This window comes from Microbacterium caowuchunii, from assembly GCF_008727755.1.
In the GTDB taxonomy this organism is placed as follows: Bacteria; Actinomycetota; Actinomycetes; order Actinomycetales; family Microbacteriaceae; genus Microbacterium; species Microbacterium caowuchunii.
Genome location: NZ_CP044231.1, coordinates 773,121 through 785,798 on the forward strand (window position 1 = coordinate 773,121; position 12,678 = coordinate 785,798).

At 70.8% G+C, this 12,678-nt stretch carries 10 protein-coding genes, 1 tRNA gene and 1 other RNA gene; 5 read left to right on the forward strand and 7 right to left on the reverse strand.

Features of this window, described 5'->3' with window-relative positions; translation table 11 throughout:
• Positions 1-38: 38 nt before the first annotated feature.
• From F6J84_RS03640 to F6J84_RS03650, 3 genes are all read left to right on the forward strand, one after another.
• The gene (locus tag F6J84_RS03640) at positions 39-1,466 is read left to right on the forward strand and encodes a DUF2252 domain-containing protein (protein WP_150971465.1); all 1,428 of its coding nucleotides are present in this window, start codon (positions 39-41) and stop codon (positions 1,464-1,466) included.
• Between the two features lie 98 nt (positions 1,467-1,564).
• A complete protein-coding gene (locus F6J84_RS03645) occupies positions 1,565-2,941 on the forward strand; it encodes a hypothetical protein (protein ID WP_150971467.1) in 1,377 nt (458 codons plus the stop codon).
• A 16-nt stretch (positions 2,942-2,957) separates the two neighbouring features.
• Positions 2,958-4,046: a hypothetical protein gene (locus F6J84_RS03650; protein WP_150971469.1), complete on the forward strand. Its 1,089-nt coding sequence runs from the start codon at positions 2,958-2,960 to the stop codon at positions 4,044-4,046.
• 22 nt (positions 4,047-4,068) lie between these two features.
• Here F6J84_RS03650 and F6J84_RS03655 read toward each other — a convergent pair whose 3' ends face one another.
• The 7 genes from F6J84_RS03655 to F6J84_RS03680 form a co-directional block, all read right to left on the reverse strand.
• Complete coding sequence (locus tag F6J84_RS03655) at positions 4,069-6,669, reverse strand: winged helix-turn-helix domain-containing protein (protein WP_150971471.1); 2,601 nt, start codon at positions 6,667-6,669, stop codon at positions 4,069-4,071.
• 137 nt (positions 6,670-6,806) lie between these two features.
• Entirely contained in the window at positions 6,807-6,932 is a 126-nt protein-coding gene (locus F6J84_RS15745; protein WP_275094021.1) for a hypothetical protein, read from the reverse strand.
• Between the two features lie 87 nt (positions 6,933-7,019).
• Positions 7,020-7,226, reverse strand: a complete 207-nt coding sequence (locus F6J84_RS03660) for a hypothetical protein (protein WP_150971473.1) — start codon at positions 7,224-7,226, stop codon at positions 7,020-7,022.
• A gap of 323 nt (positions 7,227-7,549) precedes the next feature.
• A tRNA-Ser gene (locus tag F6J84_RS03665) sits at positions 7,550-7,634 on the reverse strand.
• 26 nt (positions 7,635-7,660) lie between these two features.
• Positions 7,661-9,922 (reverse strand): transglutaminase TgpA family protein, encoded by a 2,262-nt coding sequence (locus tag F6J84_RS03670; RefSeq protein WP_150971474.1) that lies wholly within the window; start codon positions 9,920-9,922, stop codon positions 7,661-7,663.
• A complete protein-coding gene (locus F6J84_RS03675; RefSeq protein WP_150971476.1) occupies positions 9,909-11,144 on the reverse strand; it encodes a DUF58 domain-containing protein in 1,236 nt (411 codons plus the stop codon). Before F6J84_RS03675 ends, F6J84_RS03670 begins: the two co-directional genes overlap by 14 nt.
• Before the next feature lie 4 nt (positions 11,145-11,148).
• Positions 11,149-12,153 carry an AAA family ATPase gene (locus tag F6J84_RS03680; RefSeq protein ID WP_150971478.1) on the reverse strand — a complete coding sequence of 335 codons (1,005 nt, stop codon included), beginning with the start codon at positions 12,151-12,153 and terminating at the stop codon, positions 11,149-11,151.
• A gap of 110 nt (positions 12,154-12,263) precedes the next feature.
• Here F6J84_RS03680 and ffs point away from each other — a divergent pair.
• Both ffs and F6J84_RS15425 read left to right on the forward strand, forming a co-directional pair.
• An RNA gene (gene ffs / locus F6J84_RS03685) (signal recognition particle sRNA small type) lies at positions 12,264-12,360 on the forward strand.
• A 112-nt stretch (positions 12,361-12,472) separates the two neighbouring features.
• Positions 12,473-12,631, forward strand: coding sequence for a hypothetical protein (locus F6J84_RS15425; RefSeq protein ID WP_191621877.1), 159 nt, complete (start codon positions 12,473-12,475; stop codon positions 12,629-12,631).
• Positions 12,632-12,678 lie beyond the last annotated feature (47 nt).

The following is a 12,678-nucleotide window of genomic DNA, read 5'->3' on the forward strand; positions in this document are numbered from 1 at the left end:
GCGAGGATCCGGTCAGCGAGTGAGCGGGTGCGACGAACATGAGTAAGAAGAATTCGGTTCCGACCGCGCGCGCCGAGTTCCGACAGCGGTCCGAGGCCGGCCGGGCGGCACGCGCGCGCGTTCCGCGCTCGTCGCACGGCACCTGGGCCGCGGGCTCCGCGAGGGAGGATCCGGTTGCGATGCTCGAGCGCCAGGGGGAGTCACGATTGCCGGAACTCCTGCCCATCCGGTACGCGCGGATGCTCGCGTCCCCGTTCGCTTTCTTCCGGGGTGCCGCCGCCATCATGGCCGCGGACCTGGCGGACACTCCCACGTCCGGGATCACTGTGCAGCTGTGCGGCGACGCCCACCTGTCGAACTTCGGGATATTCGCGACACCGGAGCGCAACCTGATCTTCGATATCAACGACTTCGACGAGACATTGCCAGGACCCTGGGAATGGGACCTCAAACGACTCGTCGCGAGCTTCGAGGTCGCCGCGCGCGGCCGGGGCTTCTCGAGGAACGAGCGCACGGCCGTCATCCGGGCCGCAGCGCGCGGGTATCGGGAACGGATGCGGACCGCCGCGGGATCCCCGGTGCTGTACTCCTGGCACGATCGGCTGGATTCCGAGCAGGTTCAGGCCCTGGTGCGTCGCGAGCGACACGCTGAACGGGTGGCGAAGCAACAGGTGGGACGAACCGAGCAGGCGCTGGCGAAGGCGCGATCGCGGGGGCACCTGAATGCCCTGAGCAAGCTCGCAGAGGTGGTCGATGGCCGGCTGCGTATCAAGGCAGCGCCGCCGCTCGTCGTCCCGTTGTCCGACCTGCTGCCGGCGGGGGAGGGCCGGGAGCAGACAGAGGCGCGCATGCGGAAGCTGCTGGGCGAGTACCGCAAGACCCTGCCGAGCCGGTCGCATCCGGTGAGCGAGTACGAGTACGTCGACATGGCCCGCAAGGTGGTCGGCGTCGGAAGCGTGGGTACCCGGGCCTGGGTGGTCCTGCTCCGCGGCAGAGACGACACCGACCCGCTGATCCTGCAGGCCAAAGAGGCCCAGACCTCCGTGCTCGAACCCTTCCTCGAAGCGAGCGCGTACGCGAACCAGGGCGAGCGAGTCGTGCGCGGTCAGCAGCTGATGCAGGCGGCGAGCGACATGTTCCTCGGCTGGCGGAGCGTGAAGGGAATCGACGGTGTCGATCGCGACTTCTACTTCCGGCAGTTGCAGGACGGCAAAGGTTCTGCCGAGGTCGAGCGGATGCCTTTCGCCGGCATGATGCTGTACGCGCGGGTGTGCGGTGAAACCCTCGCCCGGGCACATGCCCGCGGGGGAGACCGGGTCGCGATCGCCGGCTATCTCGGGGCCGGAGAGGTGTTCGACCGTGCGCTGGGGCGCTTCGCGGTGTCGTACGCGGATCGGAACGCGCTCGATCACGCCGCCTTCGGTGAGGCCGTCGCGTCGGGGCGTCTCATCGCCGCGGCCACATAAATCAGCCGCGGAGGACGAGTGCGCGGATGTGGAGCGACGCTATGTTCCAGAAACGCGGACTGGGTGAGGTCCGCCCGGGGCGAATGATCGAGGGCCCGATGGCTGAGCAGGGAGACGCGGCGCTGTTGCGACGTATCGAGATGCTGGAAGCCGAGAACACGGCCCTTCGGGCGCAGGTGAACGACGCGCCGGGGGTCACCGGTCCCGACGGTGCTGCTCACCCGGCCGCGAGGCGCCGGGCGCGGTGGTGGGCCTGGACGCTGCTGGCCACCGTTCTGATCGTGGTGGGCGCGATCCTCGCGCCCGTCGCGGCAGTGTCCGCGTGGGCGAAAGCGGTACTCACCGACACCGAGGGCTTCGTGTCGAGTTATGCGCCACTCGCGCAGGACCCCGCCGTCCAGCGCTTCGTCACCGACCAGACGATGCTGGTCATCACCCAGCAGCTGGACATCCGCCAGATCACCTCGGACGTGATCGACGGCATCACCGACCTCGGCACCGGTCCACGCGCCAGCGAGGCGCTCAACCTGCTGAAGGGCCCCGCCGCATCCGGGCTGCTGTCGCTCGTCGAATCCGGAGTGTCGAACTTCGTGACCTCCGATTCATTCGCGGATGTCTGGGCCTCGGCTCTGCGGGTCAGCCACACCCAGCTCCTGGCCGCGCTGCAGAACGATCCTGGATCCGCCGTCCGATTGGGCGGCGACGGCACGGTGGGCATCCAGCTGGGACCGATCGTGGTCGCCGTCAAGGAGGCGCTCATCGCCCAGGGCATCGACATCGCCGCCGGGATCCCGACCGTGGATCGCACGATCGTCGTAGCTCGATCGGAGGCGCTGCCCAACGTGCAGATGGCTTACGGCCTCACGGTGTGGGCCGGCGACTGGTTGCCGTGGATCGTGATCGCCATGCTCACCGCCGGTGTGCTGGTCGCGCGACGGCGCGCGACGGCCCTGATCTGTGCGGCGGTCGCGCTGGCGCTGTCGATGGCCGTGACGATCGCCGCACTGGCCGTCGGCCGGATCCTCTTCGCCGACGCGATGGACCCCGCCATGCTGCCCGCGGACGTGGCGGGGCGGCTCTACGAAGCCGTGGCGACGGGGATCCGCGCGACGGCCGTTGCGGTGCTGGTACTCGCGGTCGTCGTGGCTCTGGTGGGATGGCTCGCCGGCCCGTTCGACGTGCCGCGCCGACTCCGCGGACTCTTCAGTGCCGGAGCGGCACGCATCCGAGGTGCTGCCGAGGAACGCGGCTTGTCGACCGGACGTGTCGGCGAGTGGCTCTACGCGCAGCGCTCCGCCGTGCGCGTCGCGATCGCGGTGGTGTTCGCGGCGGTGGTGCTGTTCGTCCGTCCGCTGACTCCCGCACTGACGATCTGGTCGCTCGTGATCGCCGCGATCGCGCTCGCCGTCCTGGAAGTCGTGCAACGTCCGATCGTGCTCGTACCCGAAGACGCGGACGTTCCGATCCGGGGATGAGCGAAGGGGGATTCCGATGGCTTCCGCGGTCTCGTTCCGGCAGCTGGTGCGCCAGCCGATCTCGACAGCGGGCGCGGTCGAATCGTCGGCGCTGCTCGTCTCGGCACCGGTGTTCGTCATCGCCTGGATCATCGCCATCCTGCTATTCCGCGGGGGTGAAGTGGCGATCGCCGGTCCCGGGTCGGCCGGCCAGTTCGTTGCGCTGTCGTCGTTCGTGGTCTCGGCTGCCGGCTACGTGTCGGCCCGGGTGCTCGTTCGCCGGAGGTCGGCGGCGTCCGGTGTCGTACGTGCTCGGCCAGGCGGGTACGACGCGCAGCCCCGATGGTTCGACGTCGCGGCGCTCGCGTTCGCGCACGGCATCATCGCGCTGCTGGCCTGGCTCAGTCTCGCGAGCCTCTTCGAGCGGAGTTTCATCGGAGCATCCCTCTATCCGTTCGCCGCGGCGGTTGTCTCGGCGGCCGGCCTCGCCGTCACCTCCTACGCCGTCTTCCTCTCGGCGGTCGCGCTCGCGCCGGTGCAACTCTCGCTGGTCCTCGTCGTGTTCCTCGTGTGCGGCGTGTTCGCGAGCATGCTCACCGCATCCGATCCACTGTGGTGGCAGCAGAACCTCAGCGCCCTCGGCATCTCTGACGACATCTCGGCGAGGGCATTCAACCTCACGCTCGTCGTGGCCGGCGTGATCGTCACCACGATCGCGCACGTCGGCACTGCGCACCGCCCCGCGGGTGCGGTTCGTGAGGCGCGTCACCGACGATTCCTGCTCGTGGGCCTCACGCTCATCGGAGTACTTCTCGCCTGCGTCGGGATCTTCCCAGTGGACGAGTTCCTCGCCCTGCACAACCTGTCCGCGACGGGAACGGTGATCGTCTTCCTCGCGCTGGTGCTCGGCATCCGACGACTCATCCCCGGGATCTCGCACCCGTTCGCGCTGCTGGGCTACGTCTTCGCCGCGGTGATCGTCGTGCTCGCCGGGTGCTTCCTCACTGGGTACTACACGCTCACCGCGGTGGAGCTCGTCGCTTTCCTCCTGGTGTTCGCCTGGCTGATCGTGTTCCTGCGGGTCACGGGCGCTGCCGCATCGAGCCCGCGCACGGACGCGCTGTAACCGCACCGCCGCGGGTGGCGGGTCAGAGCAGTCCGACTTCGTGCGCGCGGGCGATCGCCGCATCCCGGGTCGTCGCGTCCAGCTTCCGATAGATGTTGGCCAGGTGTGTCTTGATCGTGCTGAGAGACACGAAGCACAGGTCGGCGAGCTCCGAGTTCTTGTACCGGCTGGGCAGGTAGGTGAGGATCTGCAGCTCGCGGTCGGTGAGCGGGGCGAGTAGATCGGTCGCTGGCAGGGGCATATGTGCGTCGCGGGCCCGATCCAGAATGCTGCGCCGGAGGCCATCGTGACTGCGGGTGTGCCCCGCGACCAGAGCCAGGACAGTGCCTCCTGCGCGGATGAACACATCCACCAGTCCCTCCGGTTCGGCGAGGTCGAAGGCCTCCGCGAGCCGGTGGTGGCAGGCGGCGGTGTCCCCGTCCGCTGCGGCGAGCCACGCGGCGAGGATCCGGCGCTGCACACCCTCCAGGGGTGCGGCGGCGGAGGGAGGGAGAGCATCGGCGAGCAGCGCCCGGGCGCGGGCACGGTGCCCCGCTGCGAGGGCCGCCGCCACCGCCTCGAAGAAGACGGCCGGATCGAGCAGGCAGTCCCGCGACAGTTCGCGTGCGGCGGCGTCCGGCGCGGCACGGAGCCGTAGGCGACGTGCGCGCAGGGCGCCCAGCCGCCGCGCGACGATCGGCGGCGGACAGGTCGCTGCCTCTTCCGCGAAGCCCTCGGCGGGGGCGGGATCCTCCTCGAACGGGTGTCCGAGGCTCAACTCGGCGGACTGCAGGCGCGTGATCCACATCAGTTGATCCCGCCTGTTCGACGCGGACCGGACGATCGCCTCGCGGAGGGGAAGCGCCGCGTGCCGCGGCTGAGCCTGTTCCAGCGCGATCTGCGCCAGGGCGAGATACGCGTCGGCGACGACCGGATGGAACGGGCGACCGACCTCCCGGGCGAGGGTGAGCGCCTCGTGGGCGGATAACCGGGCGTCCCGCATCCGCCCCGCCCAGGCGTCTATCAATGCGCGGGTGCCGAGCGCGCCCACCCGGTAGAGCGGGTAGGAGCTCCCGCGCGAGGACAGCGTACGGGCCGCCCAGCGCGCGGACTCGTCACGGTTCCCGGCCAGGAAGTGGGCGCGCGCACCGGACAGCAGCGTGAGCGTCTCCAGAAGCCGCGGATCGGTCACGTTCAGCAGGTTCGGGACCGGCGAACCGTCGTCCTCTGCGAGAAGCCCGATGGCCCGCTCCGCCGCGACGACGGAGACTTCGGGGTGCCCCGCGAAGTACACCTTCGCGCTGAGGTAAGTCGTGGCGATCTTGCGTTGCCCCGCAGTCGATCGCGGTTCCGACAGCAGCCGACCGAGGATGTCCTCGGACTTCGCGGTCTGACCCGCCATCCCCCACAACATCCCGAGCAGCAGCCAGGCATCCAGACGGTCCGCGCGGACCGCCTCCGGAATGCTCTCGATCCAGTTGATGACGGTGAGCATCTCGCCGCGTTCGTAGACCTCCGTCATCCTCGTCGTGACCACATCGATGACCTGCGCCCAGTCCTTCGCGCGCAGCAGGTACTCGACGGCCGCGTGCACCTCGTCGCGGTCCAGATGCCATGTCGCGGCTCGGTGCAGGAGCTCGACCTCGAGGGCGGGATCCGCGGCACGCAACCGGTACCGGAGCATGTCCTGGAAGAGCGGGTGGAATCGATACTCGCTCCGCGTCGTGTCGAGCGGGACGAGAAACATGGACTCGCGTTCCAGCTCCTCCAGGAGAAGCTGCGCGTCGTCCCGGCCGATCACGACGTTCACCAGCCCCGCACTCATACGGTCGAGTATCGACATCCGCAGCAGCGCTCGCCGGCGGCGCGGGGTCTGGATCTGCAGGGTCTCCTCGGTCAGGTAGTCGACGATCAGCCGGTCGGTGCCGTTGAACTGCGCGATGAACTCATCCGGATCGTCGCGATGCCGGAGCGTCACGGCGGCGAGCTGCAGCCCTGCCGCCCAGCCCTCCGTGCGTTTCACCAGGGCGCCGATCTGACCGGAGGAGAACGCCACGCCCGTGATCCCGCTGAGCAGCTGGGTGGCCTCTGCGACAGTGAGCGCGAGATCCGCCTGCCGGAACTCGAGGAGCGCGTCGTCGGCGCGGGAGCGTCCCCGCGGCAACGGCGGGTCCACCCGGCTGGAGAGGATGACATGGACGTGGGCCGGCAGGATCCTCAGCACTCGGGCGAGGTCCGTCAGCAGAACACGACTGGTGATGCGGTGCAGATCGTCGATGATGAACACGCACTCCGGGAAACGGCGGAGTTCGTCACCGAGTGCGTCGATGAGTGCCGTGCCGAGCCCGTTGGCGTGCAAGCGGATGAGGGTGCGGGTCCCGTCCGAGATCGGTTCGACGACGGACAGGGTGTCCAGCATCCGGGTCGCGAACCGGACCGGGTCGTTGTCCGCGTCATCCGCGTCGAGTCGGGCGCACGGTGTCTCGGGGTGGGATGCCACCCATTGCGCGAGCAGCGTCGTCTTGCCGGAGCCTGCGGGGGCGATCACCGTCGTCAGGCGAACGGACAACGCCTCGTCGAGGCGTTCCCGCAGTGCGGGACGGTCGACGCGAGCGGCGCGGGCGGACGCTGTGCGACTGGTCATCTCGACGCGCCGCCTCCCCTCGTCCGTGGTCGGTTTCTCGGTGACGTGAGCGCGATGTGACGGTCATGATCCTCCTCTTCGGTGCCGGCCGCCAGACGGGACGGGGTGGCGCCGTCCCCACCACGCCCGGACACTCGTCACGCGGTCGACAGGGCGCGTACCTTCAACGACTCGTAGTCCGTTGCGGTGATGGCACCCGCATCGAGGAGTGCCTTGGCCCGGGCGATCTCGTCGCTGGGCGAGGTCCGCGCGGTGCCCACCACGGATCTGTTGTAGGCCTCGGTGTCGTGTCGGGCGCTCTGCGCGCGGCGGTGTACTGCCGGTCCGCCATCGAAGGCAGTGCGTCGCGATCAGTTGAGCGGATTCACCGAGATCAGCGGGATGTTGAGGCTGCTCAGCTGTGTGAGGATGCCCTGCAGTCGCGCCTGGTCCGGGACGGGGCCGATGAGGTGGGTGCGGCCGTTCTCGACCCGGGCGACGCGGAAGTTACCGATGGCCGTGCCGAGGGCTTCGCCGAGCGTGCCCTGGACGACGATCTCGATCATCTGCGCGCTCACGCTGACCTCCCGTCGATCCCATCATCCGCACGGGCGGCCGAGTTGGCATCGGCCGGTGAGGATGATGATCCCCTTCGGGCCGTGTTTTCTCCCGCGAGACTGCACGCCAACTACGAGACGGACGTAACCACGCGCAGTCTCGTGGTTGCTATGCAGTCTCGCGGGAAGAAATGAGGATAGGGGATTCGCCCCCACCGCTTCTCCACCCGCCGCTGCGCGCCGCGCGGAGCCTCGGCGGCGTGGGCCCACCCAAGGGTTCTCATCGCTGTGCCCGATAAAGAGTTTGAGGCCGCACCCTTCGGGCGCGGCCTCAAACTCTTCTGCGGAGGATAGGGGATTCGAACCCCTGAGAGCTTTCACTCAACACGCTTTCCAAGCGTGCGCCATAGGCCACTAGGCGAATCCTCCTCGGCCCCGGAGGGCCGCGGACCATCCTACCTTGCTCCGGAGGGCTCCCTTGCACCGGCGGTCGCGCTGCCGGGCCGGACGACCAGCGAACGGGGTACGAGCACAGCCAGGAGGCGGCGGCCGAGGGGCGTTCCGGCGCGGAGCGCGCCCCGGACGGCATCCACTGCGGAAGCGAGCGTACCGTCCCGCGCCGCCCCGCTCCGTGCCGACCCGGCCGGCGCGTAGCTGGCGTGCTCGACGGCGGTGACGAGGGCGTCCACCGCACCCGGCGGGGCGCCGTGCGCCGCGACGAGCCGCGCGCCGAACGACCGCGGTGACTCGCTCGCGGGGACCGGGATGCCGAGGTCGATAGCGGTGTCCTGCACGACCCGCCATGCGGCCCGCTCATCGCCGCCGCCCGCCGCCGTCAGCTGCCGTCGCCGCCACGCCGCGCGAACCACCCCGGGGGCGCCCAGCAGCGCGACGATGGCCAGGCCGACCAGGCCCGGTACCGCGGTGGGGGACGCCTGATCGTCCTGCGCCGCGCCGGACTCGGTCGCACCCGGCAGATCCGGTCGCTCGGACGGTCCGGCGGAGGGGGCTGCGCTCTGCTCGGGCGTCAGCCCGAGCTCCTGGTCGGCGGCGCTGCCGGGCGTGGTGGCCCCGCTCGAGAACGTCGGCGGTGACCCCAGGCTGTTCGTCGGCTCGAACCCCACCCAGCCGATGCCCTCGAAGTACACCTCCGGCCACGCGTGGAGCAGATCGCTCGTCACCGAATAGACCACCTGATCGTCCACGAGCTCGGGCGTGTCCGCGCCGGGCAGGTAGCCGATCACCACCCGGGTGGGGATGTCGAGGGAGCGCGCCATGACGGCGAAGGCCGAGGCGAAGTGCACGCAGTACCCGGTGCGTTCGACGAGGAACCGCTCCACCGCGTCGACCCCCGCCCCGTCGAAGCCCTCCTCGACGGGCGCATCGAGCGAGTAGGAGAACGCCGAAGAGCGGAACCAGCGCTGCAGTGCCGTCACCGCGTCGTAGTCGGTCCGCGCGTCGGCGGTGACCTCGCGGGCGAGCTGCCCGATGAGGTCGGGCGTCACGACCGGCAGCTGCACGTAATCGGGAGCGACCGCCGCGCCGCGCGCCCGGGCGCCGCGGATCTGCTCCAGGGTCGGACGGGGCTCCTCCGTGAGCACCTCGTAGCCCTGACCCGAGGTGTTCGCCTGCAGCGCCACGACCGTCCGGTTCTCGGCGATCAGCCCCCAGTCGCCGCGGAGCCCGCCGATGTCCGTCGCGGGATAGGGGAGGGGCAGGTAGGTGCTGGAGAGCCGCTCGATGTCGATGCGGGTGACCTGCTCCGCGCGCGCCACATCCGCCCCCGCGGGCACGGGCCCGAATCCCTCTCCGCTGCCGACCGGCTCCGGACGCTGCTCGTCCGGCCGCCATACCTCGCCGGCGAAGGCGGACAGCGTCACCGCGCGCAGGTACGGTGCGGTGGACGCGGTCGTGCGCACGCGCAGCACCTCGACCGGGTTCGGGCGCCGCAGATCGTCGCCCAGGCGCAGCGTGGGGTTGATCCCGGAACTGCCCGCGGCGATCGGGTCCGCCCGGCTCTCCGGGGCCGGGAGGAGCGGCGTGAGCACCACCGCCACGATCACCGCCACCGCACCGATCGCCACCCCCGTGGCGGAGGCGGTCGAGGGTCGCCGCGACGACCCGGCGTGCCGCGCGCGGGTATCGGTGCGGAGCAGGAAGAGGATGCCGATCCCGAGCACGACGAACGCGCCGACGTCCATGGGTGCCGGAACCGCGATGGTGGGGACGAGGGCGACCGCGACGAGGGCGACGGCGCCCAGCAACGGCAGCCGGGTCGTGACCACGACATGATCCAGCACGAGGGTGAGCACTCCGACGCTCGCCACCACGAAGAACGACAGCGCGTCGGATGCAGGCAGGGGCGCGGCGCCCGTGGCCATCTGCTGGACGGCATCCGTGAGGAGGACCGGGACCGCCCGGAGGGTGCCCGGTGTCGGGATGACGCCGAACCAGGCGGTGTCGCGGAAGAACGCGACGGTGATCACGAGCACGAACAGCGCGGACTCGACCAGCGAGACCCCCACCGCCGGGACCCGCGCCCGGCGCAGCAGCGCGCCCGTGGCCAGCATCACCGTCGCGAGGGTCAGGGCTCCGGGCACCCAGCCGCCGGGTTCGATGACGCGCGTCACCGGCATCATCGCCGCCGTCAGGGAGAGCAGGATCCCCGCCGCCAGCGCCGCCGCGCCGCGCCGGCGCAACCGCTCAGGCCGCGGCATCGCCGGACCTCCAGGCGCCCGCCGCTCGCCAGGCTCCCGCCGCATCATCGCGCAGGCGCGCGGTCGCCCAGCCGCCCGCCGCCTCGAGGGCGTCCGGTTCGGGGGAGGCCGACAGGAGCATCGGGAAGGAGCTGTGGTGCGCGACGACCGCGAGCGCCTCCGCATCCCGCCGCCCGAGGTGGCCGGTGACGACCACGAGCGGGCCCGTCGTCGTCCCCGAGAAGACGTCGATGAGGGCGAGGAGCCGGTCGTCGGGCCGGGCGGTGACCGTGGCGAGGGCGAACATGGCGTCCTCGAGGGCGCCGGCGTCGGTCGCGTCGATCCGCGCGCACAGGGGCGTCCCGTCGGCGTCGATGACCTCCACGGCGTAGCCGTCCTGCACGAGACGGACGACGGCCGAGGCGCACAGGGTCACCGCGGTCTCGAAGGCGGCATCGGCCCCGGTCCGTTCCAGCGCACCGGGGCTCCAGCGCATCGCGCCGCGATCGAGCACGATCACGGCCTCCGGGGCGGTCTCCTGCTCCTCCTGCCGGACCATCAGTTCGTCGCGGTGGGCGGAGGCGCGCCAGTGGATGCGGCGCATCGAGTCGCCCGGGGCCCACGGCCGGGCGACGATGTCGTCGGTGCCCTGGCCGAGACGATTGGCGGGGGAGGGAACGGTCCCCCCCGACCTTCCGGACATCCCGGAGAGCGTCGGCAGCTCGACCGTGGCAGGGGTGACCACGAGACGCGTGAGTTCCCCGAGGGAGACCGTGCGTCGGGCGATGCCGAACGGGTCGGTGCTGGTGACCTCCAGTGGGCCCAGCCAGTGCACCCCGCGCTGTCGCGGGACGGCACGGTAGGTCAGTTCCGCGGTCCGGTCCGCCCGGCTGAAGCCGGAGGCGACGGCGGGGAACGTTCCGTACGCCGTGCCTGTGACGGCGCGCGGGAGGTCGTCGTGCCAGCGTCCGCCCATCGCCGGGAGGGTGCTGCGCATGACGACGTGCACCGAGACGGAGAGGTCGGTGCCGGCCTCGGGCACGCTGGGGGACACCGTGCGGGTGACGTCGGCGCGACCCCGGCCGGCCACGACCGCCAGCACCGATCCGATCACGAGGGCGAGCATGAGCAGCCCGAACCAGATCAGTTCCACGAGCCCCAGCTGATTGGCCACGGCGAAGCAGCCGAGGGCCAGCACGAGCGCGCCGGTGCCCCGATTGGTGAGCAGTCGTACCCGGCGCATGGGCTCAGGGGCGCGCAGCCAGGGGCACGCGCACGGACCCGACGATCCGCTCCAGGATCGCCGGGACGCTGTGCGCGTCCGCGCGGGCTCCGCTGACGCGGTTGGGGATGAGGCGATGGGCGAACACCGGGACGACGAGGGAGGCGATGTCGTCGGGGATCACGAAGGAACGTCCGTCGAGCGCCGCCCACACCTTCGCGGCGCGCACCAGTTGCAGCGTGGCCCGGGGACTCGCGCCGAGGCGCAGGTCGGCGTGCACGCGGGTCGCGTGGGCGAGCCCCACCGCGTACTCCTCGACGGCGGGCGAGACGTGGATGCGGCGGGCCCAGGCGATGAGGTCGAGCACGCGCTGGGCGGTCAGGACCGGGCGGATCTTCTGGAGCGGGTTCTCCGTCTCCCGCTGACGCAGCATCAGGGTCTCGGCGGCCGCATCCGGATACCCCATCGAGATGCGCATCATGAAACGATCGCGCTGCGCCTCGGGCAGCGCGTACGTGCCCTCCATGTCCAGCGGGTTCTGCGTGGCCACGACGAGGAACGGCGCCGGCAGCGGGTGCGAGTGACCGTCGACGGTGACCTGGCGCTCCTCCATCGCCTCGAGCAGGGCGGACTGCGTCTTGGGCGAGGAGCGGTTGATCTCGTCGGCGATGACCACGTGCGCGAACACCGCGCCCGGTTTGAACTCGAACTCGCGGGCGACCGGGTCGAACACCGACACGCCGGTGACGTCTCCCGGGAGTAGGTCGGGGGTGAACTGGATGCGGCGGACGGTGCCGTGGATCGAGGCGGCGAGGGCACGCGCGAGCATGGTCTTGCCGACGCCCGGGACGTCCTCGATGAGCAGGTGGCCCTCGGCCAGCAGGGCGACGAGCGCCGCGCGGACGGCCGCGGGCTTCCCGTCGATGACCGTCGAGACGGCATCGGCGACGGCGCCGGTCAGCTCGGCGAAGGACTCCGCGTTCATCTGCGCATCGGTGCGCAGCGCGGCATCCGGTCGGGTGTCGGTCATGCCTGGCCTTCCGTGTCGGCGGCGGTACGGCGAACCTCTTCGATCGTATCCTCGGAAACACGCGTCGGGGCCGGGGATTCGCCGTGGACGCCGCGGGGGTTTAGACTCGGTACAGCTCTCCGCGAGGCGGCATCCAGGCCAATTCCCCCAGGACGGAAACGTAGCAAGGGTAACCGGGCTCTGCCGGGTTCGCGGAGAGTCTTTCTTTTCCCCGGTGGCACCGCATTTTCCCCGGTCCGAGCGGAACCCTCCCTGGCGGATCGGCCGCGCCGGTGTCAACCCGTGGCGGCCCGCCTCCCGCGTCGGCCAGCATGAGCGCATGGTCGGACTCGCAGTCATCCTCATCATCGTCGGAATCGTGCTGATCCTGCTCGGGGTGTTCGTGCAGGCGGTGAAGTTCCTCGTCTGGGTGGGCATCGTGATCCTGGTGCTCGCGGTGATCGCCTGGCTCATGCGGTTCATCCGGCGCCAGACGTGACACGCGCACGCCTGGCCGGGCGCGCCGCCGCGACTTAGGCTGTTCCG